Source organism: Micromonospora purpureochromogenes, assembly GCF_900091515.1.
Lineage (GTDB): Bacteria > Actinomycetota > Actinomycetes > Mycobacteriales > Micromonosporaceae > Micromonospora > Micromonospora purpureochromogenes.
On sequence record NZ_LT607410.1, the window covers coordinates 411106 to 436020 of the forward strand.

The following is a 24915-nucleotide window of genomic DNA, read 5'->3' on the forward strand; positions in this document are numbered from 1 at the left end:
GTCATGGGCAGTGGAATCTGGTCCACCGACGTGTACGACGCCGCGGACCGCTACCGCCGGGCCACCGGCGCCAGCGCCTTCTCCTACAGCGACAGCGGGGCGCGCACCGTGCACCCCACACTCGACCCCCGCGGCGCCGTACGGGAGAGCCGCGACTCGGCCGAGCACCCGCAGTCGACCCCGATCGCCGTGCTCTTCGACGTGACCGGCTCGATGGGGCACGTGCCGCGCGTGCTCCAGACCAAGCTGCCGCAGCTGCTCGGCCTGCTGCTGCGGCAGGGCTACGCCCGCGACCCGCAGATCATGTTCGGCGCGATCGGCGACGCCACCTGCGACCGGGTGCCGTTGCAGGTCGGGCAGTTCGAGTCGGACAACCGGATGGACGACGACCTCGGCCGGATCGTGCTGGAGGGTGGCGGCGGCGGGCAGATGACCGAGTCGTACGAGCTGGCGATGTACTTCATGGCCCGGCACACCGCCACCGACAGCTGGGACAAGCGCGGCCGGCGCGGCTACCTGTTCATCATCGGCGACGAACTCGCCTACTCCCGGGTGAAGGCCCGCGAGGTGGCCCGCCTGATCGGTGACGACGTGCGCGAGGACGTCGGGCTGCGGCAGATCGTCGACGAGGTGACCCGCCGCTGGGACACCTACTACCTGCTCCCCGCCGGCAGCCACTACTCCGGCAACGCCGCGGTGCTCGACCACTGGCGGGGCCTGCTCGGGCAGCAGGCCGTCGAGCTGGACGACCTGGACGCGGTCTGCGAGACCATCGCGCTGACGATCGGACTCGGCGAGCAGGCCATCGACCTGGACGAGGGCCTGCGCGACCTGGACCGGGCGCGCTCGACGGCCACCGGCACGGTGTCCAGGGCGCTGGCCCGGCTCGACGGCGGGCGGCGGACCGAGGTGGCCGCGCTGCCGGTCACGCGCACCGACGGTCGCGGGGTCACCCGGCTGTGAACCATGTCGTGGTGGTCGACCTCGGCTACGGCGACGCCGGCAAGGGCACCGTCGTGGACTGGCTCTGCGCGACCCGGCCCGTCCACACGGTGGTCCGTTTCAACGGGGGCGCGCAGGCGGCGCACAACGTCGTGCTGCGCGACGGACGACACCACACGTACGCGCAGTTCGGCGCCGGGACGTTCCGCCCCGACGTCGGTACGCACCTGTCGCGGCACGTGGTGGTGGACCCGCTGGCGCTGTCCGCCGAGGCCGACCACCTCACCTCGATGGGGGTGCCCGACGCGCTCGACCGGCTGACGGTCGACGGGGAGGCGCTGCTGGCCACCCCGTACCACCGGGCCGCGAACCGGGCCCGGGAGACCGCCCGGGGAGCCGACCGGCACGGCTCCTGCGGGCTGGGGGTGGGCGAGGCCGTCGGGTACGGCCTCGCCCACCCGGACGAGGCGCCCCGGGTGGCCGACTGCCGCCGCCCGGCCCTGCTCCGCCGCCGGCTGACCGCGCTGCGAGACCGGCTGACCGCCGAGCTGGGTCCGCTGGACGCGCCGTCGGTCGAGGACTGCCTGCCCGCGTTCACCGGGTTCGCCGCCCGGGTGGCGATCGTCGACCGGTCCTGGCTGGCCGGGGCGCTACGGGCGGGGATTTGCGTCTTCGAGGGAGCGCAGGGGGTGCTGCTGGACGAGTGGCACGGCTTCCACCCGTACACCACGTGGAGCACGACGACCTTCGCCAACGCCGAGGCGCTGCTGGCCGAGGCGGGCCTGGCCGGGCAGGCGCGGCGGCTGGGCGTCGTACGGGTGGTGACCACCCGGCACGGGCCCGGGCCGCTGGTGACCGAGGATCGGACGCTGCCGCTGACCGACCCGCACAACCCGACCAACCCGTGGCAGGGGCGTTTCCGGTTCGGGCACTTCGACGCGGTGGCCCACCGGTACGCCCTCGCCGTGACGGGTGGGGTCGACGGCCTCGCCCTCACCCATCTCGACCTCGCCGAACCCCGGCTGCGGCTGTGCCGCCGCTACGACGGGGTGGACCGGCTGCTGCCCGGCCCGCCGGGCGACCTGGACCGACAGGCCGCCCTCACCGCCCGCCTGCTGCGGGTCCGACCGGTCTACGACGACCCGCCCGCCGACTGGTCGGCGGCGGTGGCCGGGGAGCTGGGCGCCCCGGTGGTGCTCACCTCGCACGGCCCCACCGCCGAGGACAAGACGCCGCACGGCTGGCTGGCCGAGGAACCCGGGCGCGCCGGGCACCGAACCGTGGCCACGGCCGCCGGTCGGTCCGGCCACCGATCAACGGTGGCCTGATCCGCCGACTCGGCCCGGGGGCGGTGGTCGAGCCCGGAGCATGAGGGCATGGAGTCCGTGCTCGACCTGTTCCACCACACGGTCACCTCGCCGTGGGTGTACCTGGTGATCCTCGTGGTCACCGCGGTCGACGCGTTCTTTCCCGCGGTGCCCGGCGAGACCGTGGTGATCACCGCCGGGGTCTTCGCCGCCGGCGGTGAGCCGCACATCGTCGCGGTGATCGTGACCGCCGCGCTCGGGGCGCTCGTCGGTGACCACATCTCCTACGGCATCGGTCGGGGTGGCGGCGCCCACCGGGTGGCCCGGCTCCCGGCGGAGAGCCGCCGCCGGACCGGCTCCGAGTGGGCCCGCCGGGCCGTGGACCGGCGCGGCGGGATGATCCTGATGACCTCCCGGTACGTGCCCGGTGGCCGCACCGCGGTGACCCTGACCATGGGCGCGGTCCGCTACCCGCTGCGCTGCTTCCTGCTCTTCGACGCCTTCGCGACCAGCACCTGGGGCACCTACTGCGCCCTGCTGGGGTACTTCGGCGGCTTGGCCTTCGAGCGCGACCCGATCAAGGCCCTGCTCGCCGGCGTCGGCCTCTCCCTCGCCGTCACCGGGCTGGTGGAGTCGGCCCGTTGGCTGCGCCGCCGCGCCCGCCGCCGCGCCGTCGCCCGCCGCTGACCGTCGCTTCCTGGCGTGGCGGTCAGGCCGCCGGGGGGCGCCAGGTGGCGCCGCGCAGCAGTTGGCCGGCGCCGAGCCAGGCGACGTTCATCATCCGGGTCGCGGTCTTCTCCGGATCGGCCTCGGGGTGGTCGGCGAGCCAGTCGGCCAGCGACTCGGTCGCGCCGACCAGGGCGTACGCGACGACCTCCAGATCGGTCTCGCCCACCTCGCGGCCGTCGGCGCGCAGCGCGTGGTCGAGCATCCCGGCGACCACCTCGACCAGCCGGGCGCGCATCGTGGCCAACTCCGCGGCGAACGGCTGCGAGCCCCGGGCCTGCCGGTAGAGCACCGCCCAGCCGTCCCGGTGCGCCCCGACGAAGCCGAAGAAGGCGCGCAGCCCCCGCCAGAGCCGCTCGTCGGCGGGCAGGTCCGGGGCGACGGCCCCGGCGATCGCCTCCATCATCCGGGTGCCCTCGCGGTGCAGGCAGGCGACGAAGAGCTCCTCCTTGGTGCCGAGGTAGGCGTAGACCATCGGCTTGGAGATGCCGGCGTCCTCGGCGATCTCGTCCATGCTGGCGGCGTGGAAGCCGCGCCGGGAGAAGACCTTGACCGCCGCGTCGAGCATCTGCTGCTCGCGTACGGCCCGGGGTAGGCGCTTGAACGTCGGGGTGCTGGACACCCTTGCGAGCATACCTACTCGTGCGTAAGGTTACGCCCGAGTAACCAAAGTCGGCCCGCCCGAGAGGTGCATTCCCCCATGACTGACTTCGACCCGGCCAACTTCGCCAACGTCGGCCCCAAGGAGTTCGCGCAGCTGGTCAAGTCCACCCCCGATGACAAGATCGCCGAGGTGATGTCCGGCGACCTGCGCGGCAAGATCCTCAGCGAGGTCTTCGGCCGGATGCCGCAGCTGTTCCGCGCCGACCGGGCCGGTTCCACCAACGCGGTCATCCACTGGAACATCACCGGCCGGCCCGACGGTGGCACCGACACCTACGAGGTCGCCATCGCCGACGGCGCCTGCACCGTCAACGAGACCCCGCAGCACGACCCGAAGCTCAGCCTCACCATGGGCCCGGTCGAGTTCCTGAAGATCGTCTCCGGTGGCGCCAACCCGGTGATGATGTTCATGACCGGCAAGCTCAAGGCCAAGGGCGACCTGGGCCTGGCGGCCAACATCGCCAACCTGTTCGACATCCCCAAGTCCTGACATGGCCGAGTTCTCGCTCGACCTGAACGAGGAACAGCGGGATCTACGCGACTGGGTGCACGGCTTCGCCGCCGAGGTCGTGCGCCCGGCCGCGGCCGAGTGGGACGCCCGGGAGGAGACTCCCTGGCCGATCATCCAGGAAGCGGCGAAGGTAGGCCTCTACGGCTTCGAGTTCCTCGCCACCTGCTGGGCCGACCCCACCGGCCTCTCCCTGCCGATCGCCAGCGAGGAACTCTTCTGGGGTGACGCCGGCATCGGCCTGAGCATCTTCGGCACCGGCCTCGCGGTCGCCGCCATCTACGGCGCGGGCACCCCCGACCAGATGGTCGAATGGGTGCCGCAGTGCTTCGGCGACGTCGACCAGCCCGCCGTCGCCGCGTTCTGCACCAGTGAGCCGGAGGCCGGCTCCGACGTCGGCGCGATGCGTACCCGGGCGATCTACGACGAGGCCACCGACGAGTGGGTGCTGCGCGGGCAGAAGGCGTACGCCACCAACGGCGGGATCGCCGGGGTGCACGTGGTCACCGCCTCGGTCGAGCCGGAGCTGGGCTCGCGCGGGCAGGCCGCGTTCGTCGTACCGACGGGGACCGCCGGGCTGAACGCGACCCGCAAGCTGCGCAAGCTGGGCCTGCGCGCGTCGCACACCGCCGACGTGTTCCTGGACGACGTACGCGTGCCCGGGCGCTGCCTGCTCGGCGGCCGGGACGCCCTGCTGGAACGACTCGACCGGGCCCGCTCCGGGCAGCGGGCCTCCGGCCAGGCCGCGATGCGCACCTTCGAGCTGTCCCGGCCCACCGTCGGCGCGCAGGCGCTCGGCGTGGCCCGGGCCGCCTACGAGTACGCCCTGGACTACGCGAAGGAGAGAGTCCAGTTCGGACGGCCCATCATCGAGAACCAGGCGGTCGCGTTCGCGCTGGCCGACATGAAGATGGAGATCGACGCCGCCCGGCTGCTGGTCTGGCGGGCCTCCTGGATGGGCCGCAACAACCGCCCCTTCACCGCCGGCGAGGGCTCGATGTCCAAGCTCAAGGCCGGCGAGGTGGCCGTCGCGGTGACCGACCGGGCGGTGCAGCTGCTCGGCGGCGCAGGCTTCCTGCGCGACCACCCGGTCGAGCGGTGGTACCGGGACGCCAAGATCTACACCATCTTCGAGGGCACCTCGGAGATCCAGCGGCTGGTCATCTCCCGCGCGATCTCCGGCATGCAGATCCGCTGACCCGTCACCGTCGGTGGTGGCGTCCGCCACTGCCGGATGTCCACCAGTTGGCAACTGCTCGCACCGGTTGGGCTCCCGGAAGCATCCGGTGCATGATCGAAAGGTGACGTCCGGGTGAAGGGCCCCCACGGGGGCCCTTCACCGCACCCCCGAAGGAGGCCGCCACATGGACCTGCCGTTCGTCGTGGCCACGCTGACCCGGCGGGGGCTGCTCACCCCGGGCCGGCCGATCCGGGTCGCCTCCCAGCTCCAGGCGCTGCGCAAGTGGGGTTGGAGCCTCGCCGGCGAGCTGCGCCAGGCCGCCGCCCGCGACCCGGGCCGGGTCGCCGTCATCGACGAGCAGGGCGCCGAACTGACCTACCAGGAGCTGCTCGACCGGGCGGAGCGGCTGGCCCGGTCGATGCGGACCGGGCTCGGCGTACAGACCGGCGACCGGGTCGGGGTGCTCTGCCGCAACCACCACGGGCTGATCGCGGCGGTCGTCGCCGCCACCGTGCTCGGCGCCGACGCGGTGCTGGTCAACACTGGCCTCTCCGCCGCCCAATTGGCCACCGTGACCGAGGAGCAGCAGCTCCGGGTGCTGGTCCACGACGACGAGTTCGCCGACCGGATCCTCGGGCTCCCCGCCGAGGTGCACCGGGTGGACGAGCGCGGCATCGAGGAGCTGATCGCCGGCGCGCGCCCCGGCGACCTGCAACCACCCGAGCGCGACGGCCGGACGATCGTGCTCACCTCCGGCACCACCGGCGCACCCAAGGGCGCCCGTCGGCCCACTCCCAACGGGTTCGGCCCGCTGGTGTCCATCATCGACCGGATCCCGCTGCACACCCGGGACACCGTGCTGATCGCCGCGCCGCTCTTCCACACCTGGGGGTACGCCGCCCTCCAGGTCGCCTTCGCGCTGCGCGCCACGATCGTGCTGCACCGCCGGTTCGAGCCGGCCGCCACGCTGGCCGCGCTGGTGACCCACCAGTGCCAGGCGCTCTTCGCCGTACCCGTGATGGTGCAGCGACTGCTCGACGTGCCGCCGCCGGAGCCGCGGCCGCCACTGAAGGTGGTCGCGGTCAGCGGCTCGGCGCTGCCCGGCGGGCTGGCACCGAGGTTCATGGACGTCTACGGCGACGTGGTCTACAACCTGTACGGCTCGACGGAGGTCTCCTGGGCCTCCATCGCCGGCCCCGCCGACCTGCGCGAGGCGCCCACCACCGCCGGCCGGCCGCCGCACGGCACCCGGCTGGAGGTCCTGGACGACGACGGCCAGCCGGTGCCCAACGGGCGGGTCGGGCGGATCTTCGTGGGCAACGAGATGCTCTTCGAGGGCTACACCTCGGGGGCGCGGCGGGAGACCCACGACGGGCTGCTGGACACCGGCGACCTCGGCCGGATCAACGCCGACGGGCTGCTCTTCGTCGACGGCCGCGCCGACGACATGATCATCTCCGGTGGGGAGAACGTCTTCCCGTCCGAGGTGGAGGATCTGCTGTCCCGCCTCCCCCAGGTCCGGGAGGCCGCCGTGATCGGCGTACCCGACCCGGAGTACGGGCAGCGGCTCGCCGCCTTCCTCGGCCTGCACTCCGGCGAGGTGCTCGACCCCGAGGCGGTCCGCGAGTACGTCCGGCACTACCTGGCCCGGTTCTCCGTACCCCGGGACGTGATCTTCGTGAAGTACCTGCCGCGCAACGCCACCGGCAAGGTGCTGAGCCGGGAACTGCGCCGTTACTACGGCTGACCGTTTCAGCGCCGCCCCTTGAGCGCCGGGGCCGGGGGCCGCGCGGGCGGCGCGACCCCCGGGGTCGCTCACGGGTAGAGGGTCAGGCCGGGGGCCCGGGCGATCTCGACGAGTTGGTCCATGGTGAGCAGCGGCGTGTCGGCCGTCGTCGAGCTCTGCATCTGGTTGCCGACCGGCTGGCTGCGGAAGTTGTTGGTGATGGCCAGCACCGAGGTCCCGTCCGGCCGGGCCACGAACGCCCAGAACTGCCACTGCCCCCGCTCCGCCGCCAACCTGCTGAGCACGGCCGTCGAGCCGTCCGGGAACCGGACGGTCCGGCAGTCCTCGGAGTTCATCGCCCGCGCGCAGTCCGGGGTCGACTCCTCCCTGGGGGTCGGCGCCACCCGGAGCAGGAAGAAGCCGCTCTCCTTCCCCCGCCGGACCGTGGCGCCGACCTCGTACTCCCGGTAGCTGGGGTGGTACTGGAACTGCGGCTCGGTGCAGCCCTTCTGGGCCGGGTCGAGGCGTACCCCGGCGGGCAGTCGGGTACGTAGTCCGTCCCGCAGCGCCGCCGTCAGTCGGGCCACGCCGGCGGCCGGCTCCTCCGTCGGCCGGGGGCGCACCGTGCCGTACGACTGCAGGGGCGGCTGCGGCCCGGTGGGCTTCGGCGTCACGCCGGTGCAGAGCTTCACGGTGGTGGCGGGGCCGGCGGTGGGCGAGCCGATCGCCGGAGGCACGGCCGTCCGGGGCGCCGGCCCCCCGGCGATCAGCACCGGCGTCACGACCGCCACGGCAACGGCCGCGGCCACCCCGGTGCCGCTCCACACCCAGGTCCGGTGCCGGCGACGCCGCCGGTCGGCGGCGATCAGCTGGTCGACGTCGATCCGGCTGGGGGGCGCGTCGGCCACCGCGACGCGCAGCTCGCGCGAGATCTCATCCATCGGTACGTGCCTCCCGACTGGTCGGCGCGGCGACGAGGCGAACGCGCAACGCCTCGATCCCCCGCGCGGACTGGCTCTTCACGGTCCCCGGCGTGCAGCCCAGCTCGCGCGCGGTGTCCTCGACCGACAGGTCGCAGAAGTAGCGCAGCACGAGCACCGCGCGGCGGCGCGGCGGCAGCTCGGCGAGGAGGGCGAGGATCGTGAGCCGGTCCACCGAACCCTCGGTGGTCGCGCGGACCGGGCTGTTCGGCACCTCGGCCCAGGCGGCCTCCCGCCGCCAGGGCCGGCGTCGCTCGTCGAGCCAGACCCGCAGCAGGATCCGCCGGACGTATGCGTCCGGGCTGTCCATGGCGGACACCCGTCGCCAGTGCCGCAGCAGCCTGACCAGCGCCGTCGACACCAGGTCGTCGGCCGTGTGCCAGTCGCCGCAGAGCAGGTACGCCGTCCGGCGCAGCGGTTCCAGGCGCGCCGCGACGTACTCGCGGTAGCCCTCGATGTCGGCAGGCAATCCCGCCACCTCCTCACCTCACCGTTCAAACGGAGGTCGCGGTGCCGGAGGTTGCCCGTCAGTCGGGAACGGCGATCCGACCGTCGACCGCGGCGGCGGCGATGTCGGTGCGGTGGTGCGAGCCGGCCAGCTCGACGCCGCGTACCAGGGCGTAGGCGGCGTCCCGCGCGGCGGCGAGGTCCGGGCCGGTGGCCGTACCGCAGAGGACCCGGCCCCCGGCGGAGAGCAACGCGCCGTCCGCGGCCCGGCGGGTGCCGGCGTGGATGATCCCGGCACGGTCCGCGCCGGTGATCACATCACCGGTACGCGGCGACGCCGGGTAGCCGTTGGCGGCGACCACGACCGTGACGGCGGCGCCGTCGCGCCAGCGCAGCGGCGGGTGCGCGGCCAGCGTGCCGGTGGCCGCGGCGTGCAGCAGCCCGGCCAGCGGGGTCTCCAGCAGGGCCAGGACCACCTGGGTCTCCGGGTCGCCGAAGCGGGCGTTGAACTCGATCACCCGGGGGCCGGCGGCGGTCAGCGCCAGGCCCACGTAGAGCAGCCCGGCGAACGGGGTGCCCCGGCGACGCATCTCCGCCAGCGTCGGGTGCACGACGTCGCGCATCACCTCGTCGACCAGGCCGGGCGGCGCCCAGGGCAGCGGCGCGTACGCGCCCATGCCGCCGGTGTTCGGGCCGCTGTCGCCGTCGCCGACCCGCTTGAAGTCCTGCGCCGGGAGCAGCGGCAGCGCCGCCTCGCCGTCGGTGACCACGAAGAGCGACACCTCGGGCCCGGCGAGGTACTCCTCGACGACGACCCGGCCGCACTCCTGCGCGTGCTTCAGCGCGGCGTCCCGGTCCTCGGTGACGACGACGCCCTTGCCGGCGGCCAGCGCGTCGTTCTTCACCACGTACGGCGCACCGAACTCGTCCAGGGCCCGGGCGGTGCTCTCGGCGTCCGTGCAGGTGTGGGCACGCGCGGTCGGCACCCCGGCGGCCGTCATGATCTCCTTGGCGAAGGTCTTGGAACCCTCCAGCCGGGCCGCCTCGGCCGACGGCCCGAACGCCGCGATGCCCTTGGCCCGCACCGCGTCCGCGACCCCGGCGACCAACGGCGCCTCCGGCCCGATCACCACCAGGTCGGCCTGCACCTCGACCGCGAGCGCCGCCACCGCCCCCGGATCCGCGGCCGCCACCTCGCGCACCTCAGCGATGGCCGCGATCCCCGGATTCCCCGGCGCCGCGATCACCCCCCCGACACCCGGGTCACCAACCAACCCCAGCGCGAGCGCATGCTCCCGCCCCCCACCACCCACAAGAAGAACCCGCACGCCCGGGATCCTACCGACCCCCCTTCCCAGCCCGTTGATCATGAGGTTGACAGCGGTTCTGGCGATCGACTTCACCGTCAAGTTCATGATCAACGGGAGGTGGCGGCGGCGATGGCCTGGCGGACGGTCCACGGGATGTAGTTGGGGTCTAGGGTGTCCTGCCAGGTGAAGCGGAGGATGGACCAGCCGGCGTTGGCAAGGCGGTTCTGTCTGCGGCGGTCGGCGAAGACCGCCTCGGGGATGTCGTGCGCGGCTCGGCCGTCTGCTTCGGCGATCACCCTCGGGCCACGCCAGCCAAGGTCGCCTACGCCCAGGAGGTGGCCGTCTCCGTCGCGTATCTCGATCTGCAAGGCGTCGGGGGGTACCTTGCCGTCGACGCAACGCAGTCTGGTGCGGGTCTCCAGCGGTGACTGGGCTCGACCGTCCGCCTCGCCGAGGTAGGCGCGGGCAGCTACAGCGCCGCGCTGCCTCCTGATCATCGCCGGAACGAGCAGGAGATCGTCGTCGGTGATGAGCCGACGGTTCAGCGCGGAGTCGAGCACGCACACCGCGGCGTAGCGACGCTCCCTCAGGATGACATCGACGACCGTCCGCAGCGGAGACGTCGCGGGTATCCCCCTCACGGCAAGCACCGAGCCGGGCGAGGGTTCACGCTGGTGCAGCACGATGGCCGGATCGCGCACCCGGGACGGCCTGGACGCCCGACCGGGCAGCGCGATGTGGATCTCCTCGCTCGGCGGCAGGCCGCCGATGCCGTGCAGTTCCGCCGCAGTGCCGAGCACCGCGTGCGCCCGAGGGCCGAGCGACAGGACGGCCGCGCGGATGCGGCTACGCCGGGACACCGGCGCCTGAGGGTCGACCAGGTAGACCGCCCGGGCAAGCAGGCGCCAACGCCCGAAGAGGACGAGGCTGTCGATCTCGTGCCGCCCGAACCCCAGCTCAAGCGCCTGAGCCCGGGTCACCACCCCATCCTGCGCACCGGCCACGCGCCGGAGCACCCTCCCCCGCTCCACGCCCACACGATGGCCCACACCGAGCCACCCCACACCCCCCTGTGGACAACCCCAGCCCTCCTGTGGAAAACCGGACCAGCACTGCCGGCGTTGATCATGAGGTTGGCAGTGGTTTTGGCGATCAACTTCGCGGTCAACCTCATGATCAACCGGGTGGGGGTGGGGGTGGGGGTGGGGGTTAGGGGAGGAGGGGGTGGCGGACTACGTTTTCTTCGCGGCCGGGGCCCACTCCGACGACGCTGACGCGGGTGCCGGTGATCTCTTCGATCCGGGCGATGTAGCGGCGGGCGTTTTCGGGGAGGTCTTCCTCGGTTCTCGCCTTGGTGATGTCCTCCCACCAGCCGTCGAGCTCTTCGTAGATCGGCTTGGCGTGGTGGAAGTCGGTCTGGGTCATCGGCATGTCGTCGAAGCGCTCGCCGTTGATCTCATACCCGACGCAGATCGGCACTTTCGCCATGCCGGTGAGCACGTCCAGCTTGGTGACCACCAGATCGGTGACGCCGTTGAGGCGGCAGGCGTACCGGGCGACGACGGCGTCGAACCAGCCGCAGCGACGCTCCCGGCCGGTCGTGGTGCCGTACTCGTGGCCGATCTTGCGAAGGTGCTGGCCGTTGTCGTCGAACAACTCGGTCGGGAACGGCCCGGAGCCGACCCGGGTGGTGTACGCCTTGCTCACCGCGATCACCCGGTTGATCGCCGTGGGCGGGATGCCAGCGCCCACGCACGCCCCACCGGCCGTCGGGTTCGACGAGGTCACGAAGGGGTAGGTGCCGTGGTCCATGTCTAGCATGGTGGCCTGGGCGCCCTCCAGCAGGACGGTCTCGCCGCGGTCCAACGCGTCCCAGAGCATCACCCGGGTCTCCGCGATGTACGGCTTGAGCCGCTCCGCGTACCGGAGGTACTCCTCGATCGTCGCGTCGACGTCGATCGCCTTGCGGTTGTAGATCTTGAACAGCAGCTGGTTCTTCTCGCGCAACGCGAGTTCCAGCTTCTTGCGCAGGATGCCCGGGTCGAGCAGGTCCTGGAGCCGGATGCCCATCCGGGCGACCTTGTCGCCGTACGCCGGGCCGATGCCCCGACCCGTGGTGCCGATCCGCGAGCTGCCGAGGTAGCGCTCGACCACCCGGTCCAGCGCCCGGTGGTGCGGCATGATCAGGTGCGCGTCGCCGGAGATGCGCAGCCGGGAGACGTCCACGCCGCGCTCGGCGAGCCCGTCGATCTCGGCCAGCAGCACCTTCGGGTCGACCACCACGCCGTTGCCGATGACGATCATCGCGCTCGGCGAGAGCGCCCCGGACGGCATCAGGTGCAGCGCGTACTTCTGCCCGTCCGGAGTGATCACCGTGTGACCGGCGTTGTTGCCGCCGGAGTAGCGCACGACGTAGTCGACCCGCTCACCCAGCAGGTCGGTAACCTTGCCCTTGCCCTCGTCGCCCCACTGAGCGCCGATGAGCACGATCGCTGGCATCTTCTCCGCCTCCAGAAGGCTCGGGTGCCAGGTGGCGACCGGTTGGCGAGCCCGGGGTGTCAGGCTAACAAGTAGTGACGGCGGGACCGGCAGGGGTCGCGTCGAGAGGCAGGAGGCTCGAAGTGTACGACGTGGTGCTGCTCACCCTCGGCTCGGAGCGGGACGCTCCCGGTGGGGGCTGCGGCAGCGACGGAGCCTGCTGCGGTGGCGCGACCGAGGCTGCCGGCGCGGGAGCGCCGAAGTCGACCGAGGACCGCTGCGAGACGCCGCGCGTACCGGTGCTGGCCTGCGCGGACGCGCTGACCGCCCGAGGCGCCCGGGTGGAGACCGTCACCGCCCGCTCGGACGCCGAGATCGACGAGGTGCTGGCCCGGCTGGACACCCCCGCCCGCCCCGACGGCCTCACCTGGCCCGAACCCGACTCCAAGACCCGGCTGGTCGTCGCCACGGCCAGTGACGCACAGTTACGCGCCGTGCTGCGCCGGCTGGTCCGGCGGTACGCCCCACCGCCCAGCCGCCGCCCGGCGGACCTGGCCGGCAACCGTACGGTGCCGGATCTGCCGCCGATCGGCGTACTCCCGCTCGACCCCGCCCGCAGTGGCACGCGGAGTGACCTGGCGGCGCAGCTCGGGCTGCCCCGCGACCCGGCGGCGGTGGCCGCCGCGGTGCTCGACGGCAGCGCCCGCCGGCTCGACCTGCTGCGCAACGACGCCGGCTCGGTGACCCTGGACGGCGCGCTGCTCGGCGCGGCCGACGACGCGGGGCGCCCGCTGCACTGGCGCGGCCGGGTCGAGGTGGACGACGCGGTGCTCTCCGACGGCGAGGACCCGATCCTGGCCTGCGCGATCGGCAACGCCGGCGGGTACGCGTCGCTGGACGGGCTGCCGCTGCTGACCGCTCCGGACCCGACCGACGGCATGGTCGAGGTGGCGGTGGCCGTGCCGGTGGTCACCCGGAAGGCGTTCGGCCGGAAGCGGATCCGGTTCGAGGTCCGCCGGGCCCGGGGCCGGGCGGTCGCGGTCGTCCCCCGGGACGAGAAGGTCCCCTTCCTCGACGACGGTGTGGCGGGCGAGCTGAGCCGCAAGCGGTCCTGGTGGACCGAGCCGGGCGCCTGGGCGGTCTGGACGAGCTGACCCGGAACGGCGTTCCGCTACGTTCCGTGACCGGAACGGGACGGCCTATCCTCGGCAGGAGGAATGGGGAGGAACCGTGGTGGACGAGAACGCCGACCGGGGCCGGCTGCCCGGCCCGCCTGCGGTGCCGGAGCGGGACATCGAACCGCTCTGGCCGCCCGACGCGACCGACACCGCCCCGACCTGGGGCGTCCAGGCCTCACCGCTGTACCCGTCGCTGACCGCCGAGGTCAACGCCGCCCCCGCCGCCGACGGTTGGACGGCACCCCCGCCGGACGGCGACTGGGCGTCCCTACGCTCCGACGAACCGGCCCCACCGCCGATGCCGCCGTACGCGGCCGGTCCCGACGACTGGCCGGCCACGCAGGCCGACACGGGCGAGGAATCCGCCTCCCATCTCGACCACGACACCAGCGCCCGTGAGGGCACCGCCACCGGCGGCGCCCCGGTGAGTGCTGGCGGCGGCCCGGTCGGTGGGGACAGCGCGCGCGGCTCGGTCGGCGTCGAACACTCCGCTGGCGCCGGCCCGCCAACGACAGGGTTCGCGGCGAACGGGGACGGCGGGGCCTGCACGGACGGCGGCGCCACTGGCCCGGACGCCGGGTATGCGGCTCGGGCCACCGGCGGAGACACCGCCTTCACCGGGAGCGGCACGACCACCGGCTTGGGCATTCCGACCACGAGCGGCGCGGCGGCCAGGCCGGCCACTGGCGACACGACCACCGACCCGGGCGTCACTTCCGAAGGGAGCTTCGTCGGACACGGTTCCCCGCCGACGACCAGCGCGGCGGACAGCCCGACCACTCCGGCCACGGGCGACACGACACGCCGCCCGAGCGTCGCCACCCGCGACGGGAGCTTCGCCGGGCATGACGTTCCGGCCACCAACGGCACCGCATCCGGCCCGCACATCCCCGCCGCAAGCGACACTGCCGCCCACCCGAGCAGCCCAGCGACCAACGGCAGGACCGCCGAACCCGAGATGGTCGCCGAGGCGGGCTTGTCGGCCAGGCACGCCGTCGCGGCCGCCGAACCGGTCCCGGCGACCAGGGAGGCCCGGCCGCAGGCCGCACCGGAGCCGGCCGAGAACGCCAGACGACCGGAGCGCACCGCCCCGGCACCCCGCGTGGGGCAGCCCGCCCCGGTCGATCTCGACCTGCCCTTCACCCTGGACCAGCCGATCACCGCGCCCCCGCCGCACACCGCGCCGGGCACTCCGGTCGTACCCGTGGCGAGCATCCCGGAGCCGGCCCGGGCGCAGGGCGAGTCGCCGTGGGCCCAGCCGCCCCAGCGCTCCGCCGCCGCCAGTGACGCGGTGATGCACGGCGACGCGGTGATGCGCGGCGACGCGGTGATGCGCGGCGACGCGGTGATGCGCGGCGACCACGGCGCAGCCGCGATCGGGGACGAGGCGATCGGCAGCGCGACGGTGCCCGGCCAACCGGCGTGGCCCACGCCCCCGGCACCGAAGCTGGGTCCGTTCCCGCCCTCGCCGGGTACGCCGCTGACGCCGCCCGGCCCGCACTCGCCGACGGAGTACCCACCGGGGCCCACGCTCGCGGTGCCACCTGCGCACGCCGGCCCGCCGGGGCCGATGACGGCCGCGCCGCCGGGGCCACAGCCGCCCGTCGGCTGGTACCAGCCGTCCTGGCAGGAGGGCACCTCGCCGGCCGGGCTGCCCCGGCAGTCGTACCCGGAGCCGCCGGCACGGGCGACGCAGGGCGGCTACCCGGACCCGGGCTGGACGCCGGACGGCGGGTCGGCGCCGACCGCCGAGGACTTCGCCCGCCGCCGGCAGGCCCGCCCGGCCGACCCGGTCGCCACCATGGGGGTACGGGCGGTGGTCAACAGGATCGGCCTGAAGTTGCCGCCAGGGCGGCACGAACAGGAGATCAAGCGGGACGTCGAGATGGTCCGCCGCAACTTCGGCGGGCTGCGCCAGGTGACCGTGGTGAACCCGAAGGGCGGCGCCGGCAAGACGGTGGCCATCCTGCTGCTCGCGATGACCTTCGGTCAGAAGCGCGGCGGGTACGTGCTGGCCTGGGACAACAACGAGACCCAGGGCACCCTGGGCATGCGCGCCCAGCAGGACTTCCACTCCCGTACGGTCCGGGACATGCTGCGCGACCTCGGGCAGTTCCAGGGCCCGCACGGCCGGATCGGTGACCTGTCGCAGTACGTCCGCTCGCAGGGCGAGGGGATGTTCGACGTGCTCGCCTCGGACGAGTCGGCCACCGGCGGCGAGATGCTCACCGCGGCGGCCTTCGCGGAGATCCGTGAGGTGGTCAGCCGGTTCTACAAGCTGATCTTCGTGGACACCGGGAACAACGTCCGGGCGCAGAACTGGCAGGCCGCGATGGACGCCACCGACCAGTTGGTGGTCACCATGTCGGCCCGGAACGACTCGGCGGAGACGGCCGCCCGGATGCTCGACCATCTGGAGCAGAGCGGCCGGCAGCGGCTGGTCCGGCAGGCGGTGACGGTGGTGTCGATGCCGCCGTCCCGCAAGGAGATCGACCTGCCGGCGATCCAGGAGCACTTCGCGGCCCGCACCCGGGCGGTGCTGCTCGCGCCGTACGAGCGTCTGATCGACACCGGGGAGCCGATCCGGTACGGCGGGCTCTCCGCCGCCACCCGGGACGCCTGGCTGAAGATCGCCGCCGCGGTGGCCGAGGGGCTGTAGCCGCGACGGCCGGCCCGGTCAGCGCCGGGCCGGCCGTCACGACGGGTCACTCGCTGGCGAGGGCGTCCCCGGCCGCCGGGTCGCAGTCGCGCAGGAACTGCGCGCAGCGGGCCGCCTCGTCCGCCTCGCCGATCTCGCCCGCCGCCCGGGACAGGACGTACAGGCAGCGGAGGAAGCCCTGGTTGGGGCCGTGCGACCAGGGCACCGGCCCGTGGCCCTTCCAGCCGCTGCGGCGCAGCTGGTCCAGGCCCCGGTGATAGCCGGTGCGGGCGTAGGCGTACGCGGGGATGACCTGGCCGGCGTTGAAGGCCCGGGTCGCCAGCACCGCCCAGGCCGCGCTGTAGGTCGGGAAGCGGGCCGCGACCTCGGCGTACGCCTCGTCGGTGCCCTTCTCGGCGGCGGCCGCGAGCGTGGCGTCGGCCTCTTCGTGCGCGGGCAGGAGGGTGGCCGGTGGCTCAGGCAACAGGTTCTGCATCGTCCCATTCAACCGGCTTCGCCCCACCGCGCGCGAGAGGATCGGCCCGGCAGGCTGGCTGAACGGGGGAGGTGTCCGTCACGCCTGCGGCCCATGCCGCCGCGAGATGTTTTTCATTACAACTATTAATCCGGAGCCTCCCCAGGACCCGGTTACGCAGGAGCCCGGTGGTCTCGACCGCCGGGCTCCTGTCGTCCCGGCCCCCGGACCGGCAGGTTTGGGCCCTTGCCCGGCGCGGGCAGGATGGCCTGGTGCCGACCCCACCTCCCGCGGACGTCATCGCGCCGCACGACACCGACCACGACGAGATCGAGACCCGCGCCGAGTTCGACCGGCGGCTGGCCAGCGGCAGCCTCGCCGGCCTGACCGTGCAGGGGCTCCGCCTGGACCTGGACCCGATTCCCGACCTGACCGGCACCGAGGTCGCCGGCACCCTCTTCGTCGGCTGCCGGTTCGCCTCCCGAGACGTCGGCGCGGACCTGGTCCGGCGCGGGGCGAACGTGGTGCCGCCCTTCTCCGGCCTGCCGTACCCGACCCAGCCGTCGCACCTCTACACCCCCGAGGAGCTGGCCGCCGGGTTCGCCGAGGGCGGCTTCGCCGGGATGTACGACACCCGGGTGTACGCGCACTTCCGCGAGCACGGCGGCGCGCTGCCGGACGTCCGGGAGGCGCTCGGCCAGCGGCTGCACGACCACGGCGTGGACAACGCGCTGGTCGACGCCACCCGGTCCTGGCTCGCCACGCACGGGCCGCAGTCGGTGGTGGGGGTGATGGGCGGGCACGCCGTGCCGCGCGGCAGCGTGCCGTACCGGATGGCGGCGGTGCTGGGTTGGGAGCTGGCGCGGGCCGACCGGCTGGTGGTGACCGGCGGCGGACCGGGCGTGATGGAGGCGGCCAACCTCGGCGCGTTCCTCGCCGGTTGGCCGGCCGAGGAGCTGACCGCCGCGATCGACCTGCTCGCCGTGGCGCCGGACTTCACCGACCACGACCGCTACACGGCGGCGGCGCTGGCGGTCCGCGAGCGGTACGCGACCGGGCCGGCCGTTCCGCAGCAGCGGGCGCCGGAGCTCGACTGGGCCCGCTCCGGCGGGCTGGCGATCCCCACCTGGCTGTACGGGCACGAACCGGCGAACCTCTTCGCCGGGCGGATCGCCAAGTACTTCTCCAACGCCATCCGGGAGGACACGATCCTGCGGCTGGCCCGGGGCGGGATCGTCTTCGCGCCCGGCCGGGCGGGCACCGTGCAGGAGGTGTTCCAGGCGGCGACGAAGACCTACTACGGCACCGACGGGGCGAGCGGGGCGTACATCTTCCTGGACCGCGCGTACTGGACCCGGGAGCTGCCGATCGAGTCGCTGCTGCGGCCGCTGTTCGCGGCGTCCCCGTTCGGTGACCTGTCGACCACGGTGCACCTGACCGACGACGTCCGGGAGGCCGTCCGGGTGCTCACCGCGACCGGCTGAGACGCCGACGGCCGGCTCCCGATCCGGGAGCCGGCCGTCGTGCTGACCGCTGTTACTTCAGCTTGGTGCCGGTCGAGCGCAGGTGCTCGCAGCCCTCGACGACGCGGGCGGCCATGCCGGCCTCGGCGGCCTTGCCCCAGACGCGCGGGTCGTACATCTTCTTGTTGCCGACCTCGCCGTCGACCTTCAGCACGCCGTCGTAGTTGCGGAACATGTGGTCCGCGACCGGACGGGTGAAGGTGTACTGGGTGTCGGTGTCGATGTTCATCTTGACCACGCCGTAGTCCAGCGCCTCGCGGATCTCCGACAGCAGCGAGCCCGAGCCGCCGTGGAAGACCAGGCTGAGCGGCTTCTCCTTGCCGTACTTGGCGCCGACCGCCATCTGGATGTGGTCGAGGACCTCGGGGCGGAGCTTGACGTTGCCCGGCTTGTAGACGCCGTGCACGTTGCCGAAGGTCAGCGCCGCCATGTAGCGGCCCTTCTCGCCGAGGCCGAGCGCCTCCACCATGGCCAGGCCGTCCTCGACCGTGGTGTAGAGCTTCTCGTTGATGGCGTTCTCGACGCCGTCCTCCTCGCCACCGACCACGCCGACCTCGATCTCGAGGACGATCTTGCCCTTGGCGGCCTCGTCGAGGAGCTGCGCGGCGATCTCCATGTTCTCCGCCACCGGCACGGCCGAGCCGTCCCACATGTGCGACTGGAACAGCGGCTCCTCGCCGCGCTTCACCCGCTCCTGGGAGATCCCCATCAGCGGCCGGACGAACTTGTCCAGCTTGTCCTTCGGGCAGTGGTCGGTGTGCAGCGCGATGTTGACCGGGTAGTTCTTGGCCACCTCGCGGGCGTACGCGGCGAACGCCACCGCGCCGGTGACCATGTCCTTGACCGACGGGCCGGACAGGTACTCGGCGCCACCGGTGGAGACCTGGATGATGCCGTCGCTCTCCGCGTCGGCGAAGCCCTTCAGCGCCGCGTTCAGCGTCTGCGACGAAGTCACGTTGATCGCCGGGTACGCGAACCGGCCGGACTTGGCCCGGTCCAGCATCTCCGCGTAAGTCTCGGGGGAAGCGATGGGCATGTCGAACGCTCCTTACTTACCGCTCTCGGCCGAGCTGGCCGCTGTCTTCCATCGGGTGCGCCGGACCGCGCTGTCCACCGCCGGCAGTATCCCGTAGAAGGTGGCGGCGGGCACAACCGCCTCCCCTCACCGGTCCTCCAGTCTGTCCGGTACGGCGACGCTGATCAGCCAGCTCACCACCGCCATCACGATGGCCCCCCAGAAGGCGGCCCAGAAACCGTCCACCCGGAACGGCAGGTCGAGCGCACCCGCGATCCAGTCCGTCAGCAGGAACAGCAGCGCGTTCACCACCAACGCGATCAGACCGAGGGTGAGCAGGTAGAACACGCAGCCGACCACCTTGATGACCGGCTTGAGCACGGCGTTGACCACGCCGAAGATCAGCGCCACCACGATCAGGGTGAACGCCGTCTCGGCGCCGTTGCGGCCAGTCACGTCGACCCCGGGCACGATCAGCGTGGTGACCCACAGCGCGACCGCGGTGATCGCCAGCCGGATCAGGAAGCCCACGCTCCCCATCCTGGCACCGCCGGGCAGTCCCGGTGGGACGATCCACCGAGTCCGCTTGCCGCGCTCACCGGGCACCCGCGCCGCGCAGCCCGTACGGTGTGGGGGACGGTCCGCCGGAAGCAGGGAGGGACGATGGGTCAGCCCGACGAGGACTTCGCGCCGAGCGACCACCTCAGCCCGGAGGAGCGCGACCTGGAGGCCGAGCCGGCCGACGCGGTCGAGCAGGCCACCTCGATCGACCCGGGCGACGCCGAGACCGAGCCGCACCGTGGCCTCGAGGTCGGCGACTGGGACGCGATGGAGCAGGCCCGGGTGGTCACCGGCGACGAGGACGACTACCGCTGAGATCCCAGGGCCGTCACCCGGTCGGGGTTCGCCGCCGCCCACTCGGCCAGCCGATCCTGGCGTAGCGCGGTGAGGAAGGCCGGCGCGACGCGCTCATCGAGCATCAGCTGGCCCGGCCGTTCCGGCGAGTCGACGGTCGGCAGGGCGAGCCCGACCGGGGCAGCCCGGGACGCCTGTGCGGTGCGCGTGAGAAGCTCCGGCAGCGAGGCGTCGCCGGTGTCGGCGACCAGGTCCGGGCCGAGGGCGACCAACAGCCGCTGCAGTGCCACCGGGTTGTGCAGGCTGTCCCCACTGTCGAGCTGCCGCACCAGCCCCGCCGCGTACCGCTGGGCGTTGCGGTCCCGGTCCTGGCCTCCCCAGGTCATCCCGAAGCGCTGCCGGAGCAGGTCGACCGAGCCGCTGCCGTCCAGCCGCTGGCAGCCGGCCGGGAAGACGCGCCGGGTGTGCACCGAGCGGACCTGCTCCGGCAGGCAGACCTCCACCCCGCCGACGCCGTCGGTGAGTCGCCGCAGCACCGGGTACGTCAGCACCGCGCCGGCGTCGATGCGTACGCCGGTGGTGTCGGCGACCACCCGCCGGGTCAGGTCGTAGCCCCGGCGCAGGTCGGGCCGCGATGCGGTGGCGCCGAACTCGAAGGAGCTGTTCAGCTTGTCGATGCCGTGCCCGGGGATCGCCACCATCAGGTCGCGCGGCAGCGACACGAGATAGAGCCGGCTCCGGTCCGCCGGAACGTGCACCAGCAGCACCGAGTCGGCGCGGGGGACGGAATCGACGCCGCGGACCCGCGGATCGGGGGCACCGTCCACCCCGACCAGCAGCACGTTCAGCGCGCCGCCGGGCGCGACCCGGTCGGCGAGGAACTCCGCGGTGGCGGTGTGCCCGCCGAGCGACGGGACGACCCGCGGCACCGCGAGGCCCAGCAGTCCCAGCACCGCCAGCGCGCCGGCCCCGGCCTGGAGCCGACGGTGCCGGCGACGACGGCGTACGACGAGCCGGTCGACGGCCGCCCGCAGCGGCCCGGCCGGCGGGGTGAGCGACTCGTGCCGCGCGAAGGCGGCCCGCAGTTCCTCCTCCACGGTCATGAGCAGACCTCCAGGTGTTCGGCGCGCAGCGTGGCCAGCGCCCGGGAGATGGACGAGCGGACGGTCCCGACGGCGCAGCCGAGGATCTCGGCGATCTCCGCGTCCGGTAGGTCCTCGTAGTAGCGGAGCACCAGGCTGGCGCGCTGTCGGCGGGGCAACCGGGCCAGCAGGGACCAGACCTGGTCCCGGTCCACGGCGTCCTGCGCGTGGTCGGTGGCCGGTGGCGCGGACTCCTCCGGCTCGCCGCGCAGCAGCACCCGACGCATCCAGGAGCCCCGCCGCCAGTCGACGTACTGGTTGGTCAGCATCCGGCGCACGTAGCGCTCCGGGGAATCCGCCCGGGCCACCCTCCGCCAGTTCAGCTGGACCCGGACCATCGTGTCCTGCACCAGGTCCTGCGCCTGGTGCGGATCGCCGGTCAGCATGACCGCGTACCGCAGCAGCGCGGTCAGCCGCGAGTCGGCGAACTCCTCGTACGTCACTGCACCTCCCGGTGTCCCGAACCTGATGACGGAGGTGGGCGCCCGAAACGTTGCGCCGCCCGCCCGCCGGGCGCGGCAGGCCGGCGGAGAGTGACATCCGTGAGAGGCTGATCACGCTCCGCCACCGAACGGGAGGACAGTCCATGCTCCGGCACTCCATCCGGCGCTGGCTCGCCGGCGCGGCCGTCGTGGGCGCGATCGTCGCCGCCGCCGCCGCTCCCGCGATCGCGGCCGGCGAACTCCGGGTCGCCGCACGGGACCTGCTGGTCGCCCCGGGGCACACCGCTCCCGGCGCGGTACGGGTCGACTTCGACGGCTACCCCTCCCCCGACGGCCGTCCGGTGACCCTCGACATCGAGCTGTCCGAGTGGGACTCGCTGGGCAGCTTCACGGTGACCGACGACGGCGGGTGGGACTGCGTCCGCCGCGCCGACGCCCTGCGCTGCCTGGGCGCTTTCGGCAGGTGGAGCCGGACGCCCACCCTCTACTTCCAGCTCGCCGCGCGGGCCGACGCTCCGCTGGACGGGCGGGCCGAGCTGACCGTCCAGGGTTCCTCGGCCGTCGGCACGGCCACCCGGAAGATCACGGTCACCGTGGTCGAGGGGGTCGATCTGGTGACCGAGCCGAAGACCGCGCTGCGCGCCGGGCCCGGCGGCACCATCGACCTGACCAGCACCGTACGCAATGCCGGCCCGGTGCCGGTGCACGGCGCGGTGCTGACCCTCGACGCCGACATGGACGTCCTGTCGGCCGACAACTTCCGCAACTGCCGACGTGCGGAGGCCCGGCTCACCATCTGCCGGTTCGACACCGACCTGGCGCCCGGGGTCAGCTACCGGCTGTCGGCACCGCTGCCGCTCACCCTCCGGACGCTCCTGCGCAGCGGCCTCGTGCTGCCCAACCGCCTGCGGTGGTGGACCCCCGACGACTGGGCGCTGGTCGAGCGGGACCCGGACGTGCCGCTCCCACCGGACACCCCCGGCACCGGCGACGAGCTGCGCCTGGTGGCGCAGTCGACGGCGCGGCAGACCGACACCGCCGCCTGGAACAGCTGGACCGCGGTGAACATCACCGTCACCGGCGACCGGACCGCGGACGCGGCCGCCGTCGGGGGGCGGGTCAATGCCAAGCTCGGCGACCGGGTGACGGTGACGCCCGGATTCCGCAACCTCGGGCCGACCATGGTGGAGACGTGGCGGGAGAACCCGCTGGTGCGGTTCCGCATCCCCGACGGCACCACCGCCGTCGAGGTGCACTGGGGGTGCGCGCCGATCGGCCCCGGCCCCTGGAAACCGGGCGACACGTACGGCCAACCCGGTGCCCGGGAGTACGGGTGCAGCGGCCCGGGCGACCTTGCCGCTGTCGGCGAGACCGTCTCGTACTTCTTCACCCTGCGGGTGGACCGGCTCCCGCGGCCAACCGCCGGGCGAGTCACCATCGACGTCGAGGCCGACACCGACCCCGCCAACGACCGGGCGGAGATCGTGCTCGTCCCGCCGGCCGGAACCGGCGGCAACGGCGGTGGCGACGGCTCGCTGCCCATCACCGGCGCATCCACCGCGGTGACGATGGCCGTCGGCGGGCTGCTGCTCGCCGCCGGTACGACCGGGGTCCTGCTGGCCCGCCGCCGACGCACCGACTTCGTCGCCTGACCAGCACCGCGTCACGCCCCGTCGCCGCCCCGGCGACGGGGCGTCGCCAGGGCCCGTCCGTTGCGCCGAAGATGCTCAGCCGTTCGGCTCGTTTGCCTGTTCCGGACGCCATTCAGGGTGACGCGGTGTTTTAAGGAGTCCTTAAGATCCGCAGGCTCCACCTGGACACCCCCACGGGAGGAACCCCCAATGCTCACGCACTCCACCCGGCGCTGGCTCGCCGGGTTGGGCGTCGCAGGCGCGTTCGTCGCCGCCTCCGCCACCCCCGCCCACGCGGCGGACCCCCTGGAGATCGCCGCCTGGGACGTCCTGGTCGCCCCCGAACACACCACGTACAACTTCATCGCCACGTACATCGCGGGCGAGGAACAGCTGAAGAGCGCGACCCTGGACCTGGACCTGTCCGAGGTCAACGACGTCGCCACCATCGAGCTGGTCACCTCCGACTGGGAGTGCGTCCCCTCCGGCGACACCCTGCACTGCGAGGCGGAGGCCGACGAGTGGGGCGTGCCCAGCCTCGACTACTACCTGACCGCCAAGGCGGACGCGAAGCCCGGACAGAAGGCCGAGCTGGGCATCAAGGCGACCGGCGGCGGCCAGGCGGCCAGCAGGAGCGTCACGGTCACCATCGCCGAGGGTGTCGACCTGCAGTCCGAGCCGGAGGCCACGGTCGACGGCGATCCGGGCGCCACCGTGGGGCTGCCCGGCGACGTGGTCCGCAACTCGGGCGACAACACGGCGCACGGCGCGGTGTTGCGGCTGCAGGCCGACTACCTCAGCTCGTACGTCGGTAACTTCAGCAACTGCGAAGACATCGAGTACCTGGCCGTCATCTGCACCTTCGACACCGACCTGGAGCCGGGCAAGAGCTACCGGCTCTCCGAGAAGCTCCCGGTCAAGCTGGACAAGGGTGCCCGTACGGGCAGCGAGCTGGAGAACTACGTCGACTGGTTGACCAAGGACGACTGGGCCAAGATCATCGACGACCCCGGCTTCCCGCTGCCGCCGGGCACCCCGGGCACCGGCGACAAGCTCAGCCTGGTCGAGCTGCCGGCCGCCCGGCAGGCGGCCGTCCCGCAGACCGACGTGGACCAGACGAACAACTTCACGGTCGTCGACATCAAGGTCGGCGGCGACAACTGGGCCGACCTGGCCGCCGTGGGCGGCACCGCCACCGGCAAGGTCGGCGACAAGGTCACGGTGACCGCCGGCTTCACGAACCTGGGTCCGGCCACGGTGGACGCCTGGCGGCTCACCGAGCCGATCGTGACCGTGGAGATCCCGCAGGGCACCGAGGCGATCGAGGTCTCCGAGGAGTGCGCGCCGTACGACAAGGACAGCGAGGAGCCCTGGTATCCCTGGGATCACTCGGGTGAGCCGGGCGCCGACCTGTACGGCTGCATCTCCGCCGGGGACCCGGAGCCGGGCGTGGGCGGTTCGTACCCGTTCACCCTGCGGATCGACAAGCTGACCGGGCCGACCTCCGGCAAGGTGACCACCAACCTGGACGGCGACCCGAAGGCGGACAACAACGAGGCAGCCATCGTCATCAAGCCGGGCAACGGAAACCCGGGCTCGGGCGACGGTGGCAACGGTGGCGGTGGCTCCCTGCCGATCACCGGTGAGAACACGGGCCTGATCGCCGGCATCGGCGGCCTGCTGCTCGTCGCCGGCGTCGGCGGCTACGTGGTGGCCCGCCGCCGCCGGACCCGCTTCGTCGCCTGATT

Annotated in this window: 23 protein-coding genes; 12 read left to right on the forward strand and 11 right to left on the reverse strand. The window is 73.2% G+C overall.

Features of this window, described 5'->3' with window-relative positions; genetic code table 11:
* Positions 1–3 precede the first annotated feature (3 nt).
* Genes GA0074696_RS01915 through GA0074696_RS01925 form a run of 3 tightly spaced genes read left to right on the forward strand, consistent with a single transcriptional unit; the run spans position 4 to position 2936 of the window.
* Positions 4–963 (forward strand): hypothetical protein, encoded by a 960-nt coding sequence (locus tag GA0074696_RS01915; RefSeq protein ID WP_088959487.1) that lies wholly within the window; start codon positions 4–6, stop codon positions 961–963.
* Positions 960–2270, forward strand: coding sequence for an adenylosuccinate synthetase (locus GA0074696_RS01920; RefSeq protein ID WP_088959488.1), 1311 nt, complete (start codon positions 960–962; stop codon positions 2268–2270). The genes GA0074696_RS01915 and GA0074696_RS01920 overlap by 4 nt, the downstream gene beginning before the upstream one ends.
* Before the next feature lie 48 nt (positions 2271–2318).
* On the forward strand, positions 2319–2936 hold the full coding sequence (locus GA0074696_RS01925; RefSeq protein WP_088959489.1) for a DedA family protein: 618 nt from the start codon (positions 2319–2321) through the stop codon (positions 2934–2936).
* Between the two features lie 22 nt (positions 2937–2958).
* Here GA0074696_RS01925 and GA0074696_RS01930 read toward each other — a convergent pair whose 3' ends face one another.
* Positions 2959–3597, reverse strand: coding sequence for a TetR/AcrR family transcriptional regulator (locus GA0074696_RS01930; protein ID WP_172894128.1), 639 nt, complete (start codon positions 3595–3597; stop codon positions 2959–2961).
* A 78-nt stretch (positions 3598–3675) separates the two neighbouring features.
* Here GA0074696_RS01930 and GA0074696_RS01935 point away from each other — a divergent pair, with 78 nt between their 5' ends.
* From GA0074696_RS01935 to GA0074696_RS01945, 3 genes are all read left to right on the forward strand, one after another.
* Positions 3676–4128 carry an SCP2 sterol-binding domain-containing protein gene (locus tag GA0074696_RS01935; RefSeq protein ID WP_088959491.1) on the forward strand — a complete coding sequence of 151 codons (453 nt, stop codon included), beginning with the start codon at positions 3676–3678 and terminating at the stop codon, positions 4126–4128.
* 1 nt (position 4129) lies between these two features.
* Positions 4130–5344 (forward strand): acyl-CoA dehydrogenase family protein, encoded by a 1215-nt coding sequence (locus tag GA0074696_RS01940; protein WP_088959492.1) that lies wholly within the window; start codon positions 4130–4132, stop codon positions 5342–5344.
* A 166-nt stretch (positions 5345–5510) separates the two neighbouring features.
* Positions 5511–7073 carry an AMP-binding protein gene (locus GA0074696_RS01945; RefSeq protein WP_088959493.1) on the forward strand — a complete coding sequence of 521 codons (1563 nt, stop codon included), beginning with the start codon at positions 5511–5513 and terminating at the stop codon, positions 7071–7073.
* 68 nt (positions 7074–7141) lie between these two features.
* On the opposite strand, the gene GA0074696_RS01950 is transcribed toward GA0074696_RS01945, so the two are convergent.
* The 5 genes from GA0074696_RS01950 to GA0074696_RS01970 all read right to left on the reverse strand — a co-directional run bounded on the left by GA0074696_RS01950 (position 7142) and on the right by GA0074696_RS01970 (position 12288).
* Positions 7142–7993 (reverse strand): hypothetical protein, encoded by an 852-nt coding sequence (locus GA0074696_RS01950; protein WP_088959494.1) that lies wholly within the window; start codon positions 7991–7993, stop codon positions 7142–7144.
* A complete protein-coding gene (locus GA0074696_RS01955) occupies positions 7986–8510 on the reverse strand; it encodes a SigE family RNA polymerase sigma factor (protein WP_407940531.1) in 525 nt (174 codons plus the stop codon). The genes GA0074696_RS01950 and GA0074696_RS01955 overlap by 8 nt, the downstream gene beginning before the upstream one ends.
* A gap of 49 nt (positions 8511–8559) precedes the next feature.
* Positions 8560–9807: a phosphoribosylamine--glycine ligase gene (gene purD / locus GA0074696_RS01960; protein WP_088959496.1), complete on the reverse strand. Its 1248-nt coding sequence runs from the start codon at positions 9805–9807 to the stop codon at positions 8560–8562.
* A gap of 89 nt (positions 9808–9896) precedes the next feature.
* Positions 9897–10793: an endonuclease domain-containing protein gene (locus GA0074696_RS01965; RefSeq protein ID WP_231925228.1), complete on the reverse strand. Its 897-nt coding sequence runs from the start codon at positions 10791–10793 to the stop codon at positions 9897–9899.
* 205 nt (positions 10794–10998) lie between these two features.
* Positions 10999–12288, reverse strand: a complete 1290-nt coding sequence (locus GA0074696_RS01970) for an adenylosuccinate synthase (RefSeq protein ID WP_088959497.1) — start codon at positions 12286–12288, stop codon at positions 10999–11001.
* A gap of 122 nt (positions 12289–12410) precedes the next feature.
* On the opposite strand from GA0074696_RS01970, the gene GA0074696_RS01975 reads away from it, so the two are divergent.
* Both GA0074696_RS01975 and GA0074696_RS31595 read left to right on the forward strand, forming a co-directional pair.
* Positions 12411–13421, forward strand: coding sequence for a diacylglycerol kinase family protein (locus tag GA0074696_RS01975; protein WP_088959498.1), 1011 nt, complete (start codon positions 12411–12413; stop codon positions 13419–13421).
* Between the two features lie 1126 nt (positions 13422–14547).
* Positions 14548–16104, forward strand: a complete 1557-nt coding sequence (locus GA0074696_RS31595; protein WP_231925391.1) for a MinD/ParA family ATP-binding protein — start codon at positions 14548–14550, stop codon at positions 16102–16104.
* A gap of 46 nt (positions 16105–16150) precedes the next feature.
* On the opposite strand, the gene GA0074696_RS01985 is transcribed toward GA0074696_RS31595, so the two are convergent.
* On the reverse strand, positions 16151–16579 hold the full coding sequence (locus tag GA0074696_RS01985) for a DUF3151 domain-containing protein (protein WP_088959499.1): 429 nt from the start codon (positions 16577–16579) through the stop codon (positions 16151–16153).
* 251 nt (positions 16580–16830) lie between these two features.
* Between GA0074696_RS01985 and GA0074696_RS01990 the strand changes: the two genes are divergently transcribed.
* Complete coding sequence (locus GA0074696_RS01990) at positions 16831–18042, forward strand: LOG family protein (protein ID WP_172894130.1); 1212 nt, start codon at positions 16831–16833, stop codon at positions 18040–18042.
* A gap of 52 nt (positions 18043–18094) precedes the next feature.
* On the opposite strand, the gene fbaA is transcribed toward GA0074696_RS01990, so the two are convergent.
* Positions 18095–19117 carry a class II fructose-bisphosphate aldolase gene (gene fbaA / locus GA0074696_RS01995; RefSeq protein ID WP_088959501.1) on the reverse strand — a complete coding sequence of 341 codons (1023 nt, stop codon included), beginning with the start codon at positions 19115–19117 and terminating at the stop codon, positions 18095–18097.
* Between the two features lie 126 nt (positions 19118–19243).
* Positions 19244–19627, reverse strand: coding sequence for a phage holin family protein (locus tag GA0074696_RS02000; protein ID WP_088959502.1), 384 nt, complete (start codon positions 19625–19627; stop codon positions 19244–19246).
* 132 nt (positions 19628–19759) lie between these two features.
* Here GA0074696_RS02000 and GA0074696_RS02005 point away from each other — a divergent pair, with 132 nt between their 5' ends.
* Positions 19760–19972 (forward strand): hypothetical protein, encoded by a 213-nt coding sequence (locus GA0074696_RS02005; protein ID WP_088959503.1) that lies wholly within the window; start codon positions 19760–19762, stop codon positions 19970–19972.
* Here the strand turns inward: GA0074696_RS02005 and GA0074696_RS02010 are convergent.
* Both GA0074696_RS02010 and GA0074696_RS02015 read right to left on the reverse strand, forming a co-directional pair.
* Positions 19963–21054 (reverse strand): LCP family protein, encoded by a 1092-nt coding sequence (locus tag GA0074696_RS02010; protein ID WP_088959504.1) that lies wholly within the window; start codon positions 21052–21054, stop codon positions 19963–19965. The genes GA0074696_RS02005 and GA0074696_RS02010 overlap by 10 nt on opposite strands.
* Positions 21051–21536, reverse strand: a complete 486-nt coding sequence (locus tag GA0074696_RS02015; RefSeq protein WP_088959505.1) for a SigE family RNA polymerase sigma factor — start codon at positions 21534–21536, stop codon at positions 21051–21053. The genes GA0074696_RS02010 and GA0074696_RS02015 overlap by 4 nt, the downstream gene beginning before the upstream one ends.
* A 143-nt stretch (positions 21537–21679) precedes the next feature.
* Between GA0074696_RS02015 and GA0074696_RS02020 the strand changes: the two genes are divergently transcribed.
* A complete protein-coding gene (locus GA0074696_RS02020; RefSeq protein WP_088959506.1) occupies positions 21680–23188 on the forward strand; it encodes an LPXTG cell wall anchor domain-containing protein in 1509 nt (502 codons plus the stop codon).
* 189 nt (positions 23189–23377) lie between these two features.
* Positions 23378–24913: an LPXTG cell wall anchor domain-containing protein gene (locus GA0074696_RS02025; RefSeq protein WP_088959507.1), complete on the forward strand. Its 1536-nt coding sequence runs from the start codon at positions 23378–23380 to the stop codon at positions 24911–24913.
* Positions 24914–24915: the final 2 nt, after the last annotated feature.

Coding starts and splice junctions, on each gene's coding strand:
- GA0074696_RS01940 (WP_088959492.1), top strand. CDS start 4,130: ATGGCCGAGTTCTCGCTCGACCTGAACGAGGAACAGCGGGATCTACGC.
- GA0074696_RS01970 (WP_088959497.1), bottom strand. CDS start 12,288: ATGCCAGCGATCGTGCTCATCGGCGCTCAGTGGGGCGACGAGGGCAAG.
- GA0074696_RS02020 (WP_088959506.1), top strand. CDS start 21,680: ATGCTCCGGCACTCCATCCGGCGCTGGCTCGCCGGCGCGGCCGTCGTG.
- GA0074696_RS02010 (WP_088959504.1), bottom strand. CDS start 21,054: ATGACCGTGGAGGAGGAACTGCGGGCCGCCTTCGCGCGGCACGAGTCG.
- GA0074696_RS02005 (WP_088959503.1), top strand. CDS start 19,760: ATGGGTCAGCCCGACGAGGACTTCGCGCCGAGCGACCACCTCAGCCCG.
- GA0074696_RS01935 (WP_088959491.1), top strand. CDS start 3,676: ATGACTGACTTCGACCCGGCCAACTTCGCCAACGTCGGCCCCAAGGAG.
- fbaA (WP_088959501.1), bottom strand. CDS start 19,117: ATGCCCATCGCTTCCCCCGAGACTTACGCGGAGATGCTGGACCGGGCC.
- GA0074696_RS01915 (WP_088959487.1), top strand. CDS start 4: ATGGGCAGTGGAATCTGGTCCACCGACGTGTACGACGCCGCGGACCGC.
- GA0074696_RS01985 (WP_088959499.1), bottom strand. CDS start 16,579: ATGCAGAACCTGTTGCCTGAGCCACCGGCCACCCTCCTGCCCGCGCAC.
- GA0074696_RS02025 (WP_088959507.1), top strand. CDS start 23,378: ATGCTCACGCACTCCACCCGGCGCTGGCTCGCCGGGTTGGGCGTCGCA.
- GA0074696_RS01925 (WP_088959489.1), top strand. CDS start 2,319: ATGGAGTCCGTGCTCGACCTGTTCCACCACACGGTCACCTCGCCGTGG.
- GA0074696_RS01945 (WP_088959493.1), top strand. CDS start 5,511: ATGGACCTGCCGTTCGTCGTGGCCACGCTGACCCGGCGGGGGCTGCTC.
- GA0074696_RS01950 (WP_088959494.1), bottom strand. CDS start 7,993: ATGGATGAGATCTCGCGCGAGCTGCGCGTCGCGGTGGCCGACGCGCCC.